The organism is Allobosea sp. 117, assembly GCF_000702305.1.
In the GTDB taxonomy this organism is placed as follows: domain Bacteria; phylum Pseudomonadota; class Alphaproteobacteria; order Rhizobiales; family Xanthobacteraceae; genus Ancylobacter.
Window position 1 is genome coordinate 817,363 of the sequence record NZ_JNLC01000010.1, and the last position, 20,743, is coordinate 838,105.

Genomic DNA, 20,743 nt, shown 5'->3' on the forward strand with positions numbered 1-20,743 from the left:
TCCTCAGAATGCAGAGGAGACGCCGGGGACCGCGTCGCCGCCGGGCGGCTTCGCGCCGGGCATGCGGGCCGCGTTGTCGAGCGCGATGTTGAGTTCGAGCACATTGACCCGGGGATCGCCGAACAGGCCGAGTTGACGGCCCTCTATGTGCGCCGTGACGAGGCCACGGACAAGCGCCTCCTCGACGCCGCGCGCCTTGGCCACCCACGGCACCTGCGCCAGCGCATAGGCGGGCGAGATATGTGGGTCGAGGCCGCTGCCCGAGGTGGTGACGGCGTCGGCGGGGATCGGGCCGGCAAGGCCGGCCGCGCGCAGCGCATCGGCGTCGGTCTTGAGCCGTTCGGCGAGCTTGGCGCTGGTCGGGGCGAGATTGGTGCCGGAGGAGGCCGCCGCGTCATAGCCGTTGGCCCCGGCCGCCGAGGGGCGGGGATGGAAATATTCCGGCCTGGCGAAGCCCTGCCCGAGAAGGCTGGAGCCGACCACGGTACCCTGCCGCTCGATCAGGCTGCCGCGCGCCTGATGCGGGAACAGGGCTTCCGCCACCTCGGTCATCGCCAGCGGATAGGCGATGCCGGTGAGCAGGGTGAAAAACGCCAGAAGAACGATGGCGGGACGCAGTTGGGAAAGCATGTCTGTCTCCTTCAGGCCAGACCGATCGCCGCAACGACGAGGTCGATCAGCTTGATGCCGGCGAACGGCAGGACGATGCCGCCAAGGCCGTAGACCAGCAGGTTGCGCCGGAGCACGGCGCCGGCCTCCTCGGCACGATAGGCGACGCCGCGCAGGGCGAGCGGGATCAGCGCGATGATGATCAGCGCGTTGAAGATGACCGCCGAGAGGATGGCGCTCTGTGGCGAGGCGAGACCCATGACGTTGAGCAGGCCGAGCTCGGGGATCGCCGCGATGAACAGCGCCGGGATGATGGCGAAGTACTTCGCCACGTCATTGGCGATGGAGAAGGTCGTCAGCGCGCCGCGCGTCATCAATAGCTGCTTGCCGATGCCGACCACCTCGATGAGCTTGGTCGGATCGCTGTCGAGGTCGACCATGTTGCCGGCCTCGCGCGCCGCCTGCGTGCCGGACTGCATGGCGACGCCGACATCGGCCTGGGCGAGGGCAGGAGCGTCGTTGGTGCCGTCGCCGCACATGGCGACGAGCCGGCCCTGGCGCTGTTCGTTGCGGATATAGGCGAGCTTGTCCTGCGGCGTCGCCTCGGCGATGAAGTCGTCGACGCCGGCCTCCGAGGCGATGGCGGCAGCGGTGATCGGGTTGTCGCCGGTCACCATCACCGTGCGGATGCCCATGCGGCGCAGCTCGGCGAAACGGTCCTTGATGTCCGGCTTCACCACGTCCTTGAGGTGGATCACGCCGAGCAGCCGGCCGTTCTCGGCAAGGCCGAGCGGCGTGCCGCCGGAACGGGCGATCCGCTCCACCGCCGCGTCGAAGGCTGGGATGTCGGGCGCCGCGCGGTCGGTGACCTCCATCACGAAGCGCTTCACAGCGTCGATGGCGCCCTTGCGGATGCGGCGGTCCGCGATGTCGATGCCCGAGAGCCGGGTCGCGGCGGAGAAGGGGATGAAGGTCCCGCCCTCCGGCGCCCGCTCGGGAATGGCGATGCCGAAGCGCTCGCGGGCCAGCGCGAGGATCGAGCGGCCCTCGGCCGTCTCGTCGGCGAGGCTCGCCTGCACCGCGATCAGCGCCGCCTCGGCGTCGGTGACGCCGGGCACCGGGATGATCTCGGTCGCCATGCGGTTGCCGAAGGTGATGGTGCCGGTCTTGTCGAGCAGCAGCGTGTCGACGTCGCCCGCCGCCTCCACCGCGCGCCCGGACATGGCGAGCACGTTGTGGCGGATCAACCGGTCCATGCCGGCGATGCCGATCGCCGAGAGCAGGCCGCCGATGGTGGTGGGGATCAGCGTGACCAGCAGCGCGACCAGGATCGGCACCGGCACGTCGGCGGCCGAATAGCGCCCGAGGCCAGCGAGCGAGACGACGGCGATCAGGAAGATCAGCGTCATGCCGACCAGCAGGATGGAGAGCGCGATCTCGTTCGGCGTCTTCTGCCGCTCGGCGCCCTCGACCAACGCGATCATGCGGTCGAGGAAGGAGGATCCGGGGGCGGCGGTGATGCGCACCACGATCCAGTCGGAGATGACGGTGGTGCCGCCGGTCACCGCTGAGCGGTCGCCGCCGCTCTCGCGGATGACGGGAGCGCTCTCGCCGGTGATCGCCGCCTCGTTCACCGAGGCGATGCCCTCGACGATCTCGCCGTCGCCGGGAATGAGATCGCCGGCCTCGACCAGGACGAAGTCGCCGATCTTCAGGTCGAGCGCCGAGACCTTCTCGAACCGCGTGCGGTCGCGCGCGTCGCGCAGCCTCCGCGCGGTGGTGTCGGTGCGCGCCTTGCGCAGCGTGTCGGCCTGCGCCCGGCCACGTCCCTCGGCGATCGCCTCGGCGAAATTGGCGAACAGCACGGTGAACCACAACCAGGCCATGATCTGGCCGGTGAAGGCGAGCGGATTGCCGGCGATCACGTCACGGACGAACAGCACGGTGACGAGGGCGGCGACGACCTCGGTGACGAAGATCACCGGGTTGCGCATCAGCACGGCCGGGTTGAGCTTCACGAAGGCGTCGCGGGCCGCCCGAAGGATCAGCTCGGGCGAGGCGAAGGCGGATTGTGACTTCGCCGTCATGGATTTGGTGGACATGGGATCTCTCCGGAGCGGCGTTCAGAAGGTCTTGCCGGCCAGCATCTGCACCTGCTCGGCGATCGGGCCGAGGGCGAGCGCGGGGAAGAACTGCAGGCCGCCGATGATGAGGATGACGCCGGCCAGCAGGCCGACGAACAGAAGGCCGTGGGTCGGGAAGGTGCCGGAGGAGGCGGCGAGCCGCGTCTTCGCGCTGAGCGAGCCGGCGATCGCCATCATCGGCACGATATAGGCGAAGCGCCCGAGGATCATGGCGAGGCCGAGCGTGGTGTTCCACCACGGGCTGTTGGCCGAGAGCCCGCCGAAGGCCGAGCCGTTGTTCCCCGCCGCCGACGAATAGGCGTAGAGGATCTCCGACAGGCCGTGCGGGCCGGCATTGCCGAGGCCGGCGAGCGCGGCGGGCAGCACGGCGGCGACCGCCGAGAAGCCGAGGATCGCGGTCGGCAGGATCAGCACGGCGAGCATCGCCATCTTCACCTCCTTGGCCTCGATCTTCTTGCCGAGATATTCCGGCGTGCGCCCGACCATCAGCCCGGCGACGAACACGGCGATGATCGCCATGACCAGGAGGCCGTAGAGGCCAGAGCCGACGCCCCCCGGCAGGATCTCGCCGAGCTGGATGAGGAACATCGGCACCAGTCCGCCGATCGGCGTGAAGGAGCCGTGCATCGCGTTCACGCCGCCGTCGGACAGGCCAGTCGTGACCGCCGCGAACATGGCGGACGCCGCGAGGCCGAAGCGGACCTCCTTGCCCTCCATGTTGCCGCCGGCGGGGTCGAGCCCGGCCGCGACGAGCGCGGGTGTGCCGGCGCTCTCGGCCCAATAGGCGATGCCGATGCCGGCGACGAGGATCAGCCCGATGGTGGCGATGAGTGCACGGGCCTGCCGGCGGTCTCCGATCAGGCGGCCGAAGGCGAAGACCAGCGCGGTGGAGACGACCAGCATCTGCCAGATCTCCAGCGCATTGGAGAGCGCGGTCGGATTCTCGAAGGGGTGCGAGGCGTTGACGTTGAAGAAGCCGCCGCCATTGGTGCCGAGCTGCTTGATCGCCATCTGCGTGGCGACCGGGCCGAGCGCGATGGTCTGCTGCGCGCCCTCGATCGTGGTTGCGACCGTGGTGGCATCGAGCGTCTGCGGCACGCCCATCCACACCTGCACGAGGGCGGAGACGATGGCGAGCGGCAGCAGCACGTAAAGCGTCGCCCGCGTCATGTCGACGAAGAAGTTGCCGACCGTCGCCGAGCCGGAGCGGGCGAAGGCCCGCACCAGCGCCGCGGCGAGCGCGATGCCGGTGGCGGCGGAGAGGAAGTTCTGCACCGTCAGCCCGGCCATCTGGCTGAACAGGCTCATGGTGGTCTCGCCGCCATAGGACTGCCAGTTGGTGTTGGTGACGAAGCTGATCGCCGTATTGAAGGCGAGGTCGGGCGCCACGCCGGCAAAGCCGAGCGGGTTGAACGGCAGCACGCCCTGCAGACGCAGGATCGCGTAGAGCAGCGCGAAGCCGGCCGCGTTGAAGGCCAGCATGGCGAGCGTGTAGCCGAGTGCGCTCTGCTCGCGCGCCGGATCGACGCCGGCGATGCGGTAGAGCCCGCGCTCGACCGGGCCGAGCACGGGGGTGAGGAGATTGCGCTCGCCGGCGAAGATGCGGGCCATGAAGGCGCCGATCGGCACGGCCGTGACAAGGACGATGAGGAGAATGGCGAGGATTTGCAGCCAGCCGATGGGTGTCATGGCAGGACTTTCAGGGTGCTTGAAGGGGGTGTGCGGGCGTCAGAACTTCTCGGGCCGCAGCAGGGCGGTCACGAGATAGAAGGCGAGCCCGAGCGCGACAGCGCTGCCGAGAACGATGTCCAGCATGGCGTCAGGCCTTCGCGGTGAAATGCGCATAGGCGGCGAGCAGGATGAAGGAGCCGACGCCGAGCGCGAGAAAGATGATGTCGGACATGGATGAGGCCCTCCTCTCAGGGTCGGGCAGCATCTAGTGGCAGACGGATAAAGGATCGATCCAGAATGCCGCCGGCATGTGTAAGGGCGGCATAAAGATCGTTATCTGCCAATGGGTTGTTGGAGGGGCGGCCTTGGGGCCCCGTCAGCGGGCCGGCTGCCGCCGCCTTCCACGATGGCTGCGCGGATGTGTGCGCTCGCGCATCGCGATCGTCTTGAGCGCTTCGGCTGTGGCCAGATAGATCACGACGAGCAGCCCGAGCGCCCCCATCATCGCCGCGTCCGGCGCCTCGAAGCCGATGAGGCCGGCGAAGGGCAGGAAGGGCAGGAGCATCGCGGCCGCGAGCCCGGCGAGCGCCGTCACGACCAGCGCCGGGTGAGGACGGTCCTGCCAGAACGGCGCGGCGGTGCGGATGACGAAGACGACGAGGATCTGGCTCGCCATGGATTCGATGAACCAGGCAGCGCGGAAGGTCGCGACATCGACGTGGAAGAGCCCGAGCAGCACGGCGAAGGTGGTGATGTCGAAGAGCGAGGACAGCGGCCCCATGATCAGCGTGAAGCGCACCAGCCCGGCCATGTCCCAGCGGCGCGGGGTGGCGACGTCGCGCGCGCTCGCCCGGTCGAAGGGGATGCCGACCTGCGACAGGTCGTAGAGCAGGTTGTTGAGCAGCACCTGCGCGGCAGTCAGCGGCAGGAAGGGCAGGAACAGCGAGGCGAGCGCCATGGTCAGCATGTTGCCGAAATTGGAGCTGGTCCCCATGCGGATGTATTTCATGATGTTGGCATAGGTGCGCCGCCCCTCGCCCACGCCGTCGGCCAGCACGTTGAGGTCGGAGGCGAGCAGGATCATGTCCGCCGCCTCGCGGGCGACGTCGGAGGCGCCCTCGACCGAGAGCCCGACATCGGCCTCGCGGATGGCCGGCGCGTCGTTGATGCCGTCGCCGAGGAAGCCGACCGTGTGCCCGCGCCTCCTGAGCGCCCGCACGATCCTGAGCTTCTGGTCGGGGGTGACGCGCGCGAACAGATCGACGCGCTCGATGCGCGCGGCGAGCGCCGTGTCGTTGAGGCGGGCGATCTCCTCGCCGGTCAGCACGCCCTCGACCGGCAGCCGGAGTGTCTCGACGAGGTGCCGCACGACGATGGTGGCGTCGCCGGATATGACCTTGATGCGCACGCCCGCGGCCTCCAGCCGCGCGACTGCGCTGGTGGCGCTCGCCTTGGGCGGATCGACAAACACACAATGTCCGGCGAAGACGAGGCCCGCGTCGTCATCCGTGGCAATGCGGGTGCGGCCGGCGGCCTCCTTCCACGCGACACCGAGCAGCCGCAGCCCGCGGGCGGCGAAGCCGTCGTGCTGCGCCGCGATCCGGGCGCGCAGCGCGGTATCGAGCGGCACGATCCGCCCGGAGGGCTCCTGCGCCCGGTCACAGAGCCCGAGGATCGTCTCGGGTGCGCCCTTGACCACCTCGATCCGCTCGCCGTCCTGCGCGGCGAGGACGCTGACGCGCCGGCGCTCGAAGTCGAACGGGCGCTCGTCGAGCTTGGACCAGCCCTCGAGGGAGCGGCCCGCCGCATGGGCCAGCAGCGCCTCGTCGAGCGGACTCTTAAGGCCCGTCTCGAAACGCGCGTTAATGGCGGCGAGCTCCGCCGCCCGCTCGCTGTCGGCCCCGTCGATGCCGGGGTGCGCGATCATGGTGATGCGCGCCTCGGTCAGGGTGCCGGTCTTGTCGGTGCACAGCACGTCCATCTGGCCGAGGTCGTGGATCGCCGACAGACGCTTCACCACCACCTTCGCCTCGGCCATGCGCTGCGCCCCGCGCGCGAGAGCGACGGTGACGATCATCGGCAGCAGCTCGGGCGTCAGCCCGACCGCCAGCGCGACGGCGAAGAGGAAGGACTGCAGCGGCGGCCCGCCCATCGCCAGATGCGCCAGCAGCACGAACAGCGTCAGGAACAGCGTCAGCCGGACGATGAGGATGCTGAGCTGCCGGATGCCCCGCTCGAAGGCGGTCGGCGGCTGGTCCTGCTGGAGCGAGGCGGCGATCCGACCGAAATGGGTGCGCGGACCGGTCTCGACGACGAGCATCGTCGCCGTCCCGCTGACCAGCGAGCTGCCGTGGAGCAGCAGGTTCGGCGCCTCGCCCATGCCGCTCCCCGCCACCGGCTCGGGACGCTTCTCGACCGGGTAGGGCTCGCCGGTCAGCGCCGCCTGGTTCGCCTGGGCGGCATTGGCCGCCATCACCAGGCCGTCGGCGGGAACGAGGTCGCCGGCCGACAGGTGGATGACGTCGCCCGGCACCAGCTCGCGCACCGGCAGCTCCTTGAGTTTTCCCGCGCGCAGCGTCAGCGCGCTCAGCGCGATGGAGCGCTTGAGTGCGTCCGCCGTCGCTTCCGCCTTCCGCTCCTGCACGATGTCGAGCCCGGTGGAGAGAAGGATGACCGCCACGATGATGACGAAGCTGGTCAGGTCGCCGGTGGCGCCGGCAACGGCGGAGGCGACCAGCAATATGGCGACCAGCGGATTGGCGAGGCGGCGGAGCAGATCGGCCAGAAGGTGGCGCCGCCTCGTCTCCAGGATCTCGTTGGGTCCGCAGCTCGCGAGGCGCCGGGCCGCCTCCTCGACGGAGAGGCCGTCGGCGGAACCCTGCAGGGCGGCCAGGACCTGTGTGGCCGGGCACTGCCAGTACTCGGAGGGAAAATCCGTCATCGCGTCCCTGCGGTGATTACCTTCGCAACGCCATCAGCCGTGCGGCCATCACACAGAATGGCCGGGGCGCGAGGCTCGCGTCCGTGATCACGATCAAGCAACGGATGTCTTGACAGGCCGATGGCAGCCGCCGGCCGCCGGCGCGCCTTCAGATCGCGGTGCGCAGGCTCTCGGCGATGTAGATGTCGCGCAGGCGGCGTGTGGCTTCGCCCGGCGTGCCGGTGCCGACCGGCGAGCCGTCGATCGAAACGACCGGGGTGACGAAGGAGGAGGCCGACGTGATGAAGGCCTCCGTCGCCGCCTTCGCCTCGGGGACGGTGAAGCCGCCCTCGTCGATGGTGTAGCCTTCCTCGGCAGCGAGCCGCACGACGCTCGCGCGGGTGATGCCGTGCAGGATGTCCTGCGAGAGCCGGCGCGTGACGATGCGGCGGTCGGGCGTGATGATATAGGCGTTGTTGGACGAGCCCTCGGTCACGCGCCCCTCGGTGTCGACCAGCCAGGCGTCGTCGGCGCCGCGCGCCTTCGCCTCCATCTTGGCCATGGAGGGATAGAGGAGCTGCACGGTCTTGATGTCGCGCCGTCCCCAGCGGATGTCCGGCAGCGTCGCGACCGAAAGTCCGCGGCGCACGCTCTCGCGCTCCAGCACCGCCATCTTCTGGGTGAACAGGACGAGGGTGGGGCGGGTGTCAGCCGGCGGATAGAGGAAGTCGCGGTCGGCGACGCCGCGCGTGACCTGCAGATAGACGATGCCCTCGTCCAGCTCGTTGCGGCGGACCAGCTCGCGGTGGATGGCGAGGAGTTCCTCCTCGGTCGCCGGCGGGCGGATGGCGAGCTCGGTGAGCGAGCGGATGAGCCGGCGCATATGGCCGGCGAAGTCGACCAGCCGGCCCTCCAGAACCGTCGTCACCTCATAGACGCCGTCGCCCATCAGGAAGGCGCGGTCGAACACCGACACCTTGGCGTCCGCCTCGGGCAGATAGGCGCCATCGACATAGACGATGCGGCTCATGGGAGGGCTCTTTCCGGGGGGCTTGCCGGCGGCTGAAAGGTGACCTCGCGCCGGGATCGGGGGTGGAAGCGCGGGTGGTCAGCTTTCCGCAGCGCCCTCGGGGTCGCTGTGGAGCTGGCCGGCGGTCGCCCAGTTCTGGCGCGCAACCTCGACGAAGATGATGTCGAAATCCTCGGGCGGCGCGTTCAGGATGCGGGAGCCCTCGCGGGTCACCAGCCGGGCGAAGTCGCGCTTCTGCTCGTCGGTGCGGCCCTCGAACAGCTCCACATGGATCGTCGGCATCGAATCGTCCTCCTCGACGCGTCATGGACGCGCCGGACCTTTGCGCCGGCAGCGGCCGCGAGGCAAGGGGAGACCTGCTTCGTCAGAGGTTGTCCGATGTCACTGCGGGGTGAGGATCAGCGTGCGGAAACTGCGCGCGGCAGGTGAGGGGAGTTCCTTGCAGGGCGTGCCGCCCGCCATCACGCGATCGCCGTCGTCGCTGATCAGCGTCACCGTGCGTCCGTCCGCGCTCACGATCAGGCCCTCGGGATGCAAATCCGGCTGCCCGGCGATCGCGTCCCGCGCTCCCTGCACGGGAACCGGAGCGTCGGACGCCTTGCCCGACCAGCGATAGAGGTCGAAAGGACCGGTCGAGCCGGCCGGCCCCGCCACGATGTAATAAGTGCCGGATGCCGGCGCATATTCCATGGCTCGGATACCGCGTCCGTCGAGGTCGAGCGCGACGGGCGCGAGGAGCTTCGGCACGGCGCCGTCGTCGACCACCTGTGCCGGATTCTCGAACGGGACGACGAGGGCCCTGCCGTCCGCGCTGAGTGGATTGCGCAGGCCGATGAGCATCTTGCCGTCCGGCCGCGCCGCCAGCGCCTCGATGTTCAGGCCCTGCTTCTCCGGCGCCAGCGCCTCGACTCGCTCGTCGGGGCCGATGGCCGCCTTCAGGACGGGGTCGAGCGCGGCAAGCGCGTCCGTGAGCGAATGCGCCGACCCCGCCGGCCTGATGCGGAAGCCGTCCGTTCCGGTGGATGCGGTGAGCGCGAAGAACTGCTGCCGGGCCTCACGCACCCGGCCCTTGGCGCTGCGGCTGTGCGAGCCGATAACGTAGATGCGCCCGCCGAGCTCGGTGACGGCTTCGAGGTCGGCCTTGTCGTCCTCGTCGGAAGGGTCGAGCTGGAGGAAGCCATTGAGATCGGCGTCGGTGACGGCGAGCGCGCCGCCGTCCCGCCCCGCCGCATAGACGCGCAGCACATTGTCCTCGTCGTTCACCACGATGAAATCCGCTCCGCCGGCCAGCGGCACGGCGCCGGAGGCCTCGCACATGCCGGAATGGGTGAACGGTCCGGCTATCGAGAGGCTCTGCGCAATCGCCGGACCGGCGAGGAACATGGCGATGGCGATGGCGACGGCGGGAAGGAAGCGGGTCATGCTGCTCTCAAGCTGGATGCGGCGGCGAAAGGTCATACGCCAGCCCTGAACTGGCCGTCTCGTGCGGCTCGACGAGCTGAACCTTACGGGTACTGGCATCCCTGCAGCACGGATACAACTCTGCCGTAGGATAATCCTGTATGCAATCTATAGGAGCAAAAAGGGGTGATGCAATCGGAATGACGGGCCTGCGTACAGGCTGGCGGCGGCGTGCAGGGGCGCGGCTTCAGGGGGCCGGGTTGTAGACGAGGATGGAGCGCTGCGCGTCGAGCTGCGCGTAGAGCAGAGCCTCAAGCGCGGGGTAATCCGTCGCGGCGTAGATGTCGCGGTCCAGCACCAGCCGCCAGGTGACGGCGACCTGTTCGCCATCTGCCTGATAGTTCGCCGTGAATCGGCCGGCAGCATTGGCGATGTTCACCGGCGGCGGCAGCCGGGTGATCGTTGCGCCGTTCGGGGGCGTGATGCGGTAGGTCCAGCCGAAGTCGGCCGCACCCATCATCAGCGGGAACCGCCGCTCGCCATCCGGCGAGATGTAGCCGCGCATCGAGCCGGTCGGCTGCGGATTGATGCCGAAGGGAACCGCCATATAGGTCGAGGGCGTCGAGACCACGACCCCGTGCGGGCTGGTCCACTCTCCCTGCGCGCGCAGCGGCTCGGCGAGGTTGCGCGGGTCGGTCGAGCGCAGCGTGCCGTAACCGCCCTCCTGCGTCGGCGCGAGCAGCTCCTGCCCGAGTGCGGCGGGCACGCCCACTTGCGCGATCATGCGGCGGATCGGCACGTCGGTGCGGCTGGAGGCGGCGATGCGGCTCTTGCCGGTGATGGTGCCGGCGGCGTCGACGGAAATGTCGCCCTCGAAGCGGTAGAGATTGTCCTGCGGCTTCGAGGCGGGGGTGTGCCGCACTTCGCCGGTCGTGGTGGCGATCACCACCAGCTTGTCCGACAGCATCATGTCCAGCACGCCGAAGGCGGCGAAGGGATCGGTCGTGTTGGTGTAGGTGTCGAAGTCCGGCAGATAGGCCACCACGTGGTTGAACGAGCCGCTCGACCAGGAGGGCAGCGGCTGCATCCGGTTGTCCCAGTTCACCAGCGCGGCCTCGGCGCGGACGCCGAGCGCGGCGAGCAGCGCCTGCACCAGCACCACGTGGTCCTTGCAGTCGCCATAGCCGTTGCGCAGCACGCTCGCCGCGTCGTGCGGCACGTAGTCGTCGCCGGCGCTGAGATAGACCGCGACATAGCGGATGTGCCCCGCCACCCAGTTGTGCACCCGCCGCGCCGCCTCGAGGCCGGTGGCGCCATTGGCGATCGAGGCGGCGAGCGTCTGGATCTCGGGCGTCACCGCCGCCTTGCCGGCGGCCTGCCGCGCATAGATGGCGCCGAACTGCTCGTATCCGGTCAGGGTGGAGGCGACGAAGCCGGGACCGACGTCGATCGGCGAGACCATATGCGGCTCGGCGGGATAGGTCTCGCCGGTGCGGATCGAGGCGGTGATCGTCCGGGTGGCGCCGGTGGTGGTGTCGCTGACGGCGAAGCCCCCGCGCTGGCCGAAGGCGATGGGCAGGCTCGCCGGCGCCGTGATCGTCACGTCGACCGCCATGCGGCCGTTCAGCTCGGGCAGGAAATTGGCGTTGAAGCCTAGCAACTGCGGCGTGTTGATCGAGTGCCGCCACTTGCTGTGCACCACGCTGCCGCGCTGCACCTGCGGGAAGACGACGGTGGTCGTCTGCGTGTCGACGAAGCCCGGCGTGCTCTGCGCGGCGGCGCTGGGGCGGGTGAAGATGCTGGCGGCCGGCACCTCGATGCGGGTGCCGTCGGCATGGGTGATCCAGGCTTCGAGCAGCTCCAGCTTCTCGTCGGTCGGGTCGAAGTCGAAGGACGTGGTCGCAGCCTCCGCCACCAGCCGGTCATTGACCAGCTTCGCCTCGAAGGTGCGGGTTTCGACATAGGTGGTGTCGGCGTTGACCACGATCTCGCTGGTGATCGCCTGCACCATGCCGTCCGGCAGATCGGCGGCAGCGGGAGCCGTCGTCAGGAGGATGAGGGCCGCCGCCATCCACCCGTTCCCGCGGAGAGGCGCGAAATGCCGCCGGGGAGCAACATCGTTGAAGGATCGGCGGCGCTGCATCTCTCGTCTCCGGCCTGCGCTCATGCCCGCTGCCGCAGAGGCAGGGCATGTCCCTCCTAGCACGCGGATCGCACCCTGTGCCGGTATCGTCGCAGCGGAAAAAGAGAAGGTGTAGCGGATGGTTACCGCGAAATGACCGGGGAGGTGGCGCCTCAGTTCATCCACAGCCCGCCGGTGACGTTGATCGCCTGCCCGGTCATGTAGGACGACTCGTCCGAGGCCAGGAAGGCGACGACGCGGGCGATGTCGTCCGGCACGCCGACGCGGCCGATCGGGATCATCGACTCGCGCTCCTTGGCGGTCGGCAGGCCCTGCTCGCGTGACATCCTGTCGGCGTCCTCGCGCATCCTGGTGCCGACGATCGAGCCGGGGCATACGGCGTTGACGGTGACGCCGAGCGGCGCGACCTCCGCGGCAAGCCCCTGGGTGAAGGCGATCACCGCCGCCTTGGAGGCGGAATAGGGCGCGTAGCTCGGCTTGCCGATCTTGCCGAACCAGGAGGCGATGTTGACGATCCGCCCCGCGCGCCGCTCGATCATCTCGGGCAGCACGGCCCTGGAGACGTTGAAGACGCTGTCGGTGTTGATGGCGAACACCCGCCGCCATGCGGCGACATCGACGTCGACGACCTTGCCGACCATGGTGATGCCGGCGTTGTTGACGGCGATGTCGACCTTGCCGAATGCTCCGCGCGCGGCGCCGACGGCCGCCTGCACCGCGTCGTGATCGGCGACGTCGACGCCGAGCGCCACCGCGCGGCGGCCGAGCCCCTCGACCATATGCGCGGTCTCCTGCGCTCCGGCGGCGTCGAGGTCGAGGACGGCGACGTCGCAGCCCTCCTCGGCGAGGCGGGTGGCGATGCGCCGGCCGATGCCGACCGCGCCGCCCGTGACGAGGGCGCTTCTTCCGTCAAGCTTGTACATGGCGATACCGGATCGGGAACGAGGGTTGGAGGGCGCGCCTCACGGCGCCGCGTGGGCGTCGGCGGTCGGGAGGAAGATGTCCTTGATGCGCGCGTCGGTAGCCATCTTCGCCGCCGGTCCGGAGCACTGCAGCGAGCCGTGCTCCAGCGCATAGACATAGTCGGCGACCTGGAAGGACAGATCGATGTTCTGTTCGACCAGGATGATCGACACGCCGCTCTCGGCGAGCTTCAGCACGATCTCGAAGATCTGGTGGATGATGAGCGGGGCGAGGCCGAGCGAGGGCTCGTCGAGCAGCAGGAGTTCGGGGCTTCCCATCAGCGCGCGGCCGATGGCGAGCATCTGCTGCTGGCCGCCGGAGAAGCGGCTCGCCGCCTGGCTGCGCCGCTCGCCGAGAACCGGGAACAGCGTGAACACCTCCTCGCGCAGTTCCTCATAGCTCTTGCCGCGGCCGGCCACGTAGCCGGTGATGAGGTTCTCCTCGACGGAGAGCTGCTGGAAGACCCGCCGTCCCTCCGGGCAATGGCCGATGCCGCGCCGCGCCATGCGGTGCGGCTTCAGGCCGGTGACGTCCTCACCCTTGAAGTGGATGGAGCCGTGACCGGGGCGGTTCAGCCCGCTAATCGTGCGCAGCAGCGTCGTCTTGCCGGCGCCGTTGGGGCCGATGATGCAGACGACCTCGCCCGGCAGGACCTTAAGGCTGATGCCATGTAATACCTTCACCCTCCCGTAGCCGGACTCGATTCTGTCGACCGCGAGCAGCGGCTTCGATGTCGTCGGTTGCTCCTGGGTGGCCAAGGTAAGCCTCCTGCACTTCGGGGTTCGCGCGAATCTGTGCCGGCGTGCCCTTCGCCAGTACCGCGCCGCGGTTCATCACGATGATCCGGTCCGAGATGGACATGATCAGCTTCATGTCATGCTCGATCAGCACCATCGCCATGCCGGGCGTGCGCAGTTCGAGGATGTGCTTCTTGAGCTCTTCCGTCTCGCCGTGGTTGAGGCCGGCCGCTGGCTCGTCGAGCAGCAGCACGCGCGGCTCGGCGACGATGGCACGGGCGAGCTCGACCAGCTTCTGCTGGCCATAGGCGAGGCTGCCGGCAAGGCGCTGCGCGTAGGGCGCGAGGCCGAGCCGCTGTAGCACCGCATGGCAGCGGGCGCGACGCTCTTCCGCCGCCGCGCGCGAGGCGAGGCCGAAGCTGTCGGCGATCAGCGTGCCGATATGCGGGGGCACCAGCACCACCTCGAGGTTCTGCAGCACGCTCATGCCGTCGAACAGGCGGATGTTCTGGTAGGTGCGCGAGAGCCCCGCATGGGCGATGCGGTACTTCGGCAGCCTCTGCAGTTCGATGTCGTCGAGCAGGATGCGCCCGGAGGTGACGCTGTAGGAGCCGGCCGCCATGTTGACGAGGGTCGACTTGCCGGCGCCGTTCGGGCCGATGATCGCGGTGATCAGCCCCGGCTCGACGTCGAAGGTGACGTCGTTGATCGCGTTCAGCGCGCCGAAGCGCTTGGTGACGTGCTCGAACCTCAGCATCAGCCGCCCCCCAGCTTGCGGACCAGCCAGCGCGGGCCGTAGTCGCGCGAGATGAGGCCGCGCGGGCGGGCGAGGATGATCACCACCAGGGCCATGCCGTAGAGCAGCAGCCGGTAGTCGGCATAGGCGCGCAGCAGCTCCGGGATCAGGATGAGGATGGTGGCACCGAGCAGCGCGCCGAACGGATTGCCGAGGCCACCGACGACGATCACCAGCACGATGACGAGCGACTCCCAGAAGGTGAAGCTCTCCGGCGAGACGAAGCGCTGCATGGCGGCGAAGATGACGCCGCCGGCCCCGCCGATGGTGGCGGACAGCCCGAACGCGACCAGCTTCACCCGCGTGGTGTCGATGCCGCAGCCGCGCGCGGCGTCCTGGTCCTCGCGCACCGCGGAAAGCGCGGTGCCGAGCGTGCTCTCCTGCACCCGCCAGACGAAGAGGAACACGACGATCAGCAGGGCGACGAGCAGGTAGAGGAAGTCGAGCGGATCGGTCAGCGTCCAGCCGAAGATGCGCGCCTCGTCGATGCGGGCGATGCCCTGCGGGCCGTTGGTGAGCCCGTCGAGGTTGTTCATCAGTACGCGGATGATCTCGCCGAAGCCGAGCGTGACAATGGCGAGATAGTCGCCGCGCAGCCTCAGCACCGGGATGCCGAGCAGCACGCCGGCGACGCCGGCCGCGGCGGAGCCGATGATCAGCACCAGCCAGAACGGCAGGTGGATGTCGAACTGCCCCGAGGCGAGCAGCGCATAGGCATAGGCGCCGATCGCGTAGAAGGCGACGAAGCCGAGATCGAGCAGCCCCGCATAGCCGACCACGATGTTCAGCCCGAGGCCGAGTATGGCGTAGAGCAGGATCATGTCGAGGATGCGCAGCGGATAGGTCGGCAGGAACTGGCCGACCACCAGCGCCGCCGCCGGCACGAGCAGCAGGACGAGCGCGCCGCGCCAGATGTGCAGCGGTGCCGCCGGCTGCAGGGAGGGGGCGTCAGAAGTCACTCTTGTACACCATGGTTTCTTCGCTGACGTGCTCGCCGAGGAGCCCCGCCGGGCGGAACAGGAGGATCAGCACCAGCACCGAGAAGGCGAAGATGTCGCGATATTCGGTGCCGATCAGCCCGCCGGTCAGCACCGGCATCCAGGCGGTCGCGAAGGTCTCGATGGCGCCGAGCAGGAAGCCGCCCAGCACCGCGCCGGGGATCGAGCCGATGCCGCCGAGGATGGCGGCGGTGAACGCCTTCATGCCGATGACGAAGCCCATGGTGAAGCTCGCCACGCCGTAGAAGGACGAATAGAGGATCCCCGCCACCGCGCCGAGGCCGGGGCCGATGAAGAAGATCAGCGAGATCGCCATGTTGGGGTTGATGCCGACCAGCGAGGCGGTCTCCGCGTTCTCGGCCACCGCGCGGATGCGTACGCCGAGATTGGTGCGGTTCACGAACAGCTCGAGCCCGACCATCAGGATCACCGCGACGAGGAAGATGGTGATCTGCTTGTAGGTGATGATGGCGCCGAACAGGTCGATGATCCCCGACGGCAGGAAGGAGGGATAGATCTGCGGCCGGCGGCCGGCGATCAGCATCACCGCGTTCTGGATGACCACCGCCATGCCGAGCGCCGAGAGCATCGGCGCGAGGCGCGACGTGCCGCGCAGCGGCCGATAGGCGACGATCTCCACGCTGACGCCGACCAGCCCGATCACCACGAAGGTGATGAGGCCGACGATGATGCCGCCCATCGGATGGCCGGTCACGCCGAGCGCGCCGGCGAGCCCGAGGCCGATGAAGGCGCCGGCGGTGAACAGCTCGCTATGGGCGAAGTTGATCAGGCGCAGCACGCCGTAGACCATGGTGTAGCCCAGCGCGATCAGCGCGTAGATCGAGCCGACGGTCAGGGCGTTGATCGTCTGCTGCAGGATGAGGGAGCCCATCGGAATCTTCCTTCGCGGGATATTCCTTCGACGGTGTGGCGCGGACCGGCACGCCCGGCGCTCGCCGGACGGGCGGTCTTGGCGCGGCAAGCCGCACGGTGGAACGGGAGGGGCTTCCCCGGCAGGTGGCCGCCGGGGAAGGATCAACCGTGGCGGCTCACTTCACCAGGGCAAACTTGCCGTCCTTGACCGCGTAGAGGAACAGGAAGGGCTTCGTCAGCTCGCCATTGGGCGCGAAAGCGACGTGGCCGAGGATGCCGTCGAAGTCGCTCTTGGCGATCTCGGCGACGATGCCCGCGCGGGTCAGCGGGGCCGGCGCCTTCTTCATCGCCTCGATGATGATGGCGGCTTCCTGGTAGCCATAGGCGGAATAGGGGCCGGGCTCCTCGCCGAAGGCGGCCTTGTAGTCGGCGGCGAACTTCTGCAGAGCCGGCGAGGAATCATAGGGCGGCGCCTGGAAGGAGACGATCGCGCCTTCCGAGGCCGGGCCGGCGCCCGAGACGAAGTCCGGCGTGAAGGCGCTGTCGGCGCCGAAGAAGGTCGCCTTGATGCCGAGCTCGCGGGCCTGCTTCACGAACAGTCCGACTGCCGGCATGATGCCGCCGAAATAGATCACGTCCGGGTTCTCGGTGCGGATCGTGGCGAGCAGCGCCGAGAAGTCGACGTCGGTCTGGGCGACGCCGGAGAACGAGGTGACGGTGCCGCCGCCCTTCGTGAAGTTGTCGCGGAACACCTCGGCGACGCCCTGGCCGAAGGCCTGCTTGTCGTGGACGATGGCGGCCTTCTTGGCCTTCAGCGTGGTCAGCGCGTATTCGGCCGGCGCCGAGCCCTGCGAAAGGTCGTTGGCGATCGGGCGGAACAGGTTCTTGTAGCCGGCCTTGGTGACCTTCGGGTTGGAGGAGTTGGTCACCTGCGGCATGCCGCAGCGGTTGTACACGTCCGAGGACGGGATGGTGACGCCGGAGTTGAAGTTGGCGACCACGCCGAGCATGGCAGCATTGTCGCAGTGCTTCTGGGCGATCAGCGTGCCCTGCTTCGGGTCGCCGCTGTCGTCGTCGCGCACCAGCACGAGCTTCTGGCCCTGGACGCCGCCAGCCGCATTGGCCTGCTTCACGGCGAGCTCCATGCCGTTCTGCCAGGTGGTGCCGAACAGCGCCTCGGCGTTGCTGGTGGGGCCCGCGGTGCCGATCAGCACGTCCGCATGGGCGGTGCCGGCGAGCAGCGCGACGGCCGCCGCGGCATAGGCTAGGTTCTTGAGACGCATGTCAGTTCCCTCTGTTCACGCCCGTTCGGGCGGTTTGGTGGGGGCGGGTGCCAACATGCGCCGGCAGCCGCCCTAAGCGATGTGTCGCGCCTTGCCGACCCGGCCCTCGGCCAGCGACGCAACCAGATTCCGGCACACGCGCTGGATGTGCGCGCGCAGCGTGTCGACCCCGCGCCGGATGTCGCCCAGCCGAGCGAAGGCGATCAGCGCCCGGTGGTCGGAAAGCTCGCGCTCGACATCCTCCGCCACCGCGATCTGCAGGTTCACGTAGCGGTTGGCGTTGTCGTGCACGGTGCGCAGCAGCCGGAGCGCGATGGTGTTCCCGCTCGGCCGGTAGAGCACCTCGTGGAAGCGCCAGTTGAAGTCGCCCCAGTTCTCGACGCTGCCGCTCGCCATCGCCTCGTCGGTGATGGCCTCGGCGAGGGCGAAGTCGGCTTCCGTCAGGCGCGGGATGGCGGCCTCGAACAGCCACGTCTCCAGCCGCAGGCGGATCTCGAAAAGCTCCTCGATCTCCTCCAGTGAGAGGGACGACACCACCGTCCCCTTGTGCAGTTCCGAAACGACGAGGCCCTCCGCCTCGAGCTGGCGGATCGCCTCGCGCAGCGGGACGCGCGACACGCCGAGCTCGGCGGCGAGCTTCTCCTGGCGCAGCGGCGCCCCCTCGGGGAGCTGGCCGGTGATGATCTGATGCCTCAACTGCGTGACAATCTGATCCGTCAACGATTGGCGGCCAATCTTCGCCATCATCCCTCTCGCTCCATATTGAATACGATATTCAGTTAAGTTTGATCAACAAGCCTAAATAGTGGACATAATTTGTACACAAATGCCTATTTTTTGTGCTTTCATTCGATCTGTGGCGGGAATAGCCTGAATATTGTATTCAATTGTCTCCCGGCCTCCGGTCGTGGCGAGCAGTGGGAAAAGGCACATGGCAGAGCAGGCAAACGCGGTCTCCACGGTCGCCGGCGAGATCCTGGTCCGTCAGCCGGGCGAGGCCGTCAGCTACTGGCAGCCGGTACCGGCGAACGGCCATATCGAGGTGATCTTCGCGCCCGAATCGGTGCCCATGGAGCACCCCATCGGATTCGGCACCCAGACGGTACCCCCGGGCGGCTATGTGCGCGAGCATGCACATGACCGCAACGAGGAGGTCATCTACGTGCTGCGCGGCAAGGGCCGTGCGGTGGTCGATGGGGTGAACCATCCGATGCAGCCGGGCTCGGCCTTCTTCATCGGCAAGAACCGCCGGCACATGTTCATCAACGAGGGCACCGAGGATATCGTCTGGACCTGGCTCATCGTGCCGAACGGCCTCGAGGACTTCTTCCGCCTCATCGGCCGCGACCGGGTCGACGGCGAGCCGGCCCCCGAGCCGTTCCCGCGCCCGGAGAACGTGCTGCAGATCGAGCGCGACACCGTCTTCGCGGCGCCGCCGGTCGACCAGCGCCAACCCTGACTGCGGCGCCGGGCCTCTTCCGTCCGGCAGCGTTCATCCATCGAGGTCGAGGACACTATGCGTCTGAAGGATAAGACGGCCATCATCACCGGCTCGGCGGCGGGCATCGGTGAGGCGGCGGCGGAGCTGTTCGTGCGTGAGGGAGCGCGGGTTCTGCTCGCCGACCGCAACGGGGAAGGCGTCCGCGAGCTCGCGCAGCGGCTCGGTCCGCAGGCGGCGGCGATCGAGGCCGACGTCAGCAGCAGCGCCGAGGTGAAGCGGATGGTGGATACCGCCGTCGAGCGCTTCGGCCGCCTCGACATCCTCGCCAACAATGCCGGCTACGGCATTCCCGGCACGGTGGTCGACACCGAGGAGGACGCCTGGGACGCGCTGATGGCGGTGAACCTCAAGGGCGTGTTCCTGTGCAGCAAATACGCCATCCCGGTGATGGCGGCGCAGGGTGGTGGCACCATCGTCAACACCGCCTCCAACGTGGCGAACATGGGCATCTACGACCGCGCCGCCTATTGCGCCTCCAAGGGCGGCGTCGCGGCGCTCACCAAGGCCATGGCGCTCGACCATGCCGACCAGAACATCCGGGTGAACTGCGTGGCGCCGGGCGTCACCTGGTCGACCTATTTCGACGGGATGGTCGCCACCCACCCCGATCCGGAAGGCTTCAAGCACAAGCTCAAGGCGCGCTCGCCGATGCATCGCTGGGCGCAGCCGGTCGAGATCGCCAACGCGATCCTCTGGCTCGCCTCGGACGAGGCCTCCTTCGCCACCGGCGCGATGTTCACCGTGGACGGCGGCATGTCGTCCTGGTGCGGCGCGCCGCGGTGACCGACGGGCCGGAGGCCGCAAGCGGGGCAGGGCGCGGGATGGAGCAGGGACGGCGCGGGGGGCGGGTCGGATGACGGGGTTGCCGGACGCACGGCCGCCCGCGAGGCATGTCGGGCTGATCGGCTTCGGCGCGATCGGCCGCGACGTGTATGCGCGCCTCGCCGCCGACGCCTCCCTCCGGCAGACGGTGCTGATCCGCCGTTCCACCTCGAGGCAGATCGCTGCGCCCGGCGCGGCGGTGGTCGGCGACGTCGCCGCCCTCGTCGCGGCGCGCCCCGATCTCGTCGTCGAGGCGGCCGGGCAGTCGGCGGTGGCGGAATTCGGACCCGCCATCCTCGCCGCGGGCATCAGCCTCATCGTCGCCTCGTCCGGCGCTCTCGGCGATGCCGGCCTCATGCAGGCGCTGGCCGGGGCGGCCGAGCGGGGCGGGGCGCGGCTGATCGTGCCCTCGGGCGCGATCGGCGGGCTCGACTATCTCGCCGCGCTCCACGACGAGCCGGATGCGCGCGTCGTCTACACCTCGCGCAAGCCGGTCGCCGCCTGGGCCGCCGAGCTCGCCGCGCTCGGGCAGGATCCGGCGGCGCTCGCCGCGCCCTTCACGCTGTTCGAGGGCGGTGCCGCCGAAGCGGCGCGGCTCTATCCGCGCAACCTGAATGCAGGCCTCACCGTGGCGCTCGCCGCCGGCGCGCAGCGCACTACGGTGCGGGTGATCGCCGACCCCGCGGTCGCCCACAACACCCATGAGATCGAGGTGGAGAGCGCCTTCGGCACCGCCGCGATGCGCTTCGCCAATCTCCCCTCGGCGATCAATCCGAAGACCTCCGCCCTGACCGCGCCGAGCCTCGTCGCGGCGGTGCGGCGCTTCTTCGCCACCGTGGTGATCTGAAAGGA

The 20,743-nt window shown here is 68.9% G+C and carries 17 protein-coding genes and 1 pseudogene; 3 read left to right on the forward strand and 15 right to left on the reverse strand.

From position 1 onward, the window contains the following. Positions 1-3: 3 nt before the first annotated feature. The 15 genes and pseudogenes from kdpC to U742_RS0106010 all read right to left on the reverse strand — a co-directional run bounded on the left by kdpC (position 4) and on the right by U742_RS0106010 (position 18,315). Entirely contained in the window at positions 4-630 is a 627-nt protein-coding gene (gene kdpC, locus U742_RS0105930) for a potassium-transporting ATPase subunit KdpC (RefSeq protein WP_029351001.1), read from the reverse strand. Between the two features lie 11 nt (positions 631-641). Then, positions 642-2,711 (reverse strand): potassium-transporting ATPase subunit KdpB, encoded by a 2,070-nt coding sequence (kdpB, locus tag U742_RS0105935; protein WP_029351003.1) that lies wholly within the window; start codon positions 2,709-2,711, stop codon positions 642-644. A gap of 21 nt (positions 2,712-2,732) precedes the next feature. Then, positions 2,733-4,442 carry a potassium-transporting ATPase subunit KdpA gene (kdpA, locus tag U742_RS0105940; protein ID WP_029351005.1) on the reverse strand — a complete coding sequence of 570 codons (1,710 nt, stop codon included), beginning with the start codon at positions 4,440-4,442 and terminating at the stop codon, positions 2,733-2,735. A 358-nt stretch (positions 4,443-4,800) separates the two neighbouring features. Continuing rightward, on the reverse strand, positions 4,801-7,365 hold the full coding sequence (mgtA, locus tag U742_RS0105955) for a magnesium-translocating P-type ATPase (protein WP_029351007.1): 2,565 nt from the start codon (positions 7,363-7,365) through the stop codon (positions 4,801-4,803). 148 nt (positions 7,366-7,513) lie between these two features. Further along, positions 7,514-8,374: a D-amino-acid transaminase gene (locus U742_RS0105960; RefSeq protein WP_029351009.1), complete on the reverse strand. Its 861-nt coding sequence runs from the start codon at positions 8,372-8,374 to the stop codon at positions 7,514-7,516. Positions 8,375-8,452: 78 nt separating this feature from the next. Beyond that, positions 8,453-8,659, reverse strand: a pseudogene (locus U742_RS0105965) (4-oxalocrotonate tautomerase); the annotation flags it as partial. A gap of 96 nt (positions 8,660-8,755) precedes the next feature. Further along, positions 8,756-9,796 carry a DUF3616 domain-containing protein gene (locus tag U742_RS0105970; protein WP_081852867.1) on the reverse strand — a complete coding sequence of 347 codons (1,041 nt, stop codon included), beginning with the start codon at positions 9,794-9,796 and terminating at the stop codon, positions 8,756-8,758. Positions 9,797-10,022: 226 nt separating this feature from the next. Beyond that, entirely contained in the window at positions 10,023-11,846 is a 1,824-nt protein-coding gene (locus tag U742_RS0105975) for a DUF3857 domain-containing protein (RefSeq protein ID WP_029351015.1), read from the reverse strand. Between the two features lie 224 nt (positions 11,847-12,070). Beyond that, on the reverse strand, positions 12,071-12,841 hold the full coding sequence (locus tag U742_RS0105980) for an SDR family NAD(P)-dependent oxidoreductase (RefSeq protein ID WP_029351017.1): 771 nt from the start codon (positions 12,839-12,841) through the stop codon (positions 12,071-12,073). 39 nt (positions 12,842-12,880) lie between these two features. Further along, the gene (locus U742_RS0105985) at positions 12,881-13,564 is read right to left on the reverse strand and encodes an ABC transporter ATP-binding protein (RefSeq protein ID WP_081852846.1); all 684 of its coding nucleotides are present in this window, start codon (positions 13,562-13,564) and stop codon (positions 12,881-12,883) included. Continuing rightward, positions 13,536-14,375: an ABC transporter ATP-binding protein gene (locus U742_RS0105990; RefSeq protein WP_029351021.1), complete on the reverse strand. Its 840-nt coding sequence runs from the start codon at positions 14,373-14,375 to the stop codon at positions 13,536-13,538. The genes U742_RS0105985 and U742_RS0105990 overlap by 29 nt, the downstream gene beginning before the upstream one ends. Further along, the gene (locus tag U742_RS0105995) at positions 14,375-15,373 is read right to left on the reverse strand and encodes a branched-chain amino acid ABC transporter permease (protein ID WP_248310270.1); all 999 of its coding nucleotides are present in this window, start codon (positions 15,371-15,373) and stop codon (positions 14,375-14,377) included. The genes U742_RS0105990 and U742_RS0105995 overlap by 1 nt, the downstream gene beginning before the upstream one ends. After that, complete coding sequence (locus tag U742_RS0106000; RefSeq protein WP_029351026.1) at positions 15,363-16,304, reverse strand: branched-chain amino acid ABC transporter permease; 942 nt, start codon at positions 16,302-16,304, stop codon at positions 15,363-15,365. The genes U742_RS0105995 and U742_RS0106000 overlap by 11 nt, the downstream gene beginning before the upstream one ends. A 157-nt stretch (positions 16,305-16,461) precedes the next feature. After that, positions 16,462-17,568, reverse strand: a complete 1,107-nt coding sequence (locus U742_RS0106005; RefSeq protein WP_029351028.1) for a branched-chain amino acid ABC transporter substrate-binding protein — start codon at positions 17,566-17,568, stop codon at positions 16,462-16,464. A gap of 72 nt (positions 17,569-17,640) precedes the next feature. Continuing rightward, a complete protein-coding gene (locus tag U742_RS0106010) occupies positions 17,641-18,315 on the reverse strand; it encodes a GntR family transcriptional regulator (RefSeq protein ID WP_029351029.1) in 675 nt (224 codons plus the stop codon). A gap of 184 nt (positions 18,316-18,499) precedes the next feature. Between U742_RS0106010 and U742_RS0106015 the strand changes: the two genes are divergently transcribed. The 3 genes from U742_RS0106015 to U742_RS0106025 all read left to right on the forward strand — a co-directional run bounded on the left by U742_RS0106015 (position 18,500) and on the right by U742_RS0106025 (position 20,738). Next, positions 18,500-19,027 (forward strand): cupin domain-containing protein, encoded by a 528-nt coding sequence (locus U742_RS0106015; protein ID WP_029351031.1) that lies wholly within the window; start codon positions 18,500-18,502, stop codon positions 19,025-19,027. A gap of 57 nt (positions 19,028-19,084) precedes the next feature. Then, a complete protein-coding gene (locus tag U742_RS0106020; protein ID WP_029351033.1) occupies positions 19,085-19,852 on the forward strand; it encodes an SDR family oxidoreductase in 768 nt (255 codons plus the stop codon). Between the two features lie 70 nt (positions 19,853-19,922). After that, positions 19,923-20,738, forward strand: coding sequence for an aspartate dehydrogenase (locus tag U742_RS0106025; RefSeq protein WP_038360475.1), 816 nt, complete (start codon positions 19,923-19,925; stop codon positions 20,736-20,738). Positions 20,739-20,743: the final 5 nt, after the last annotated feature.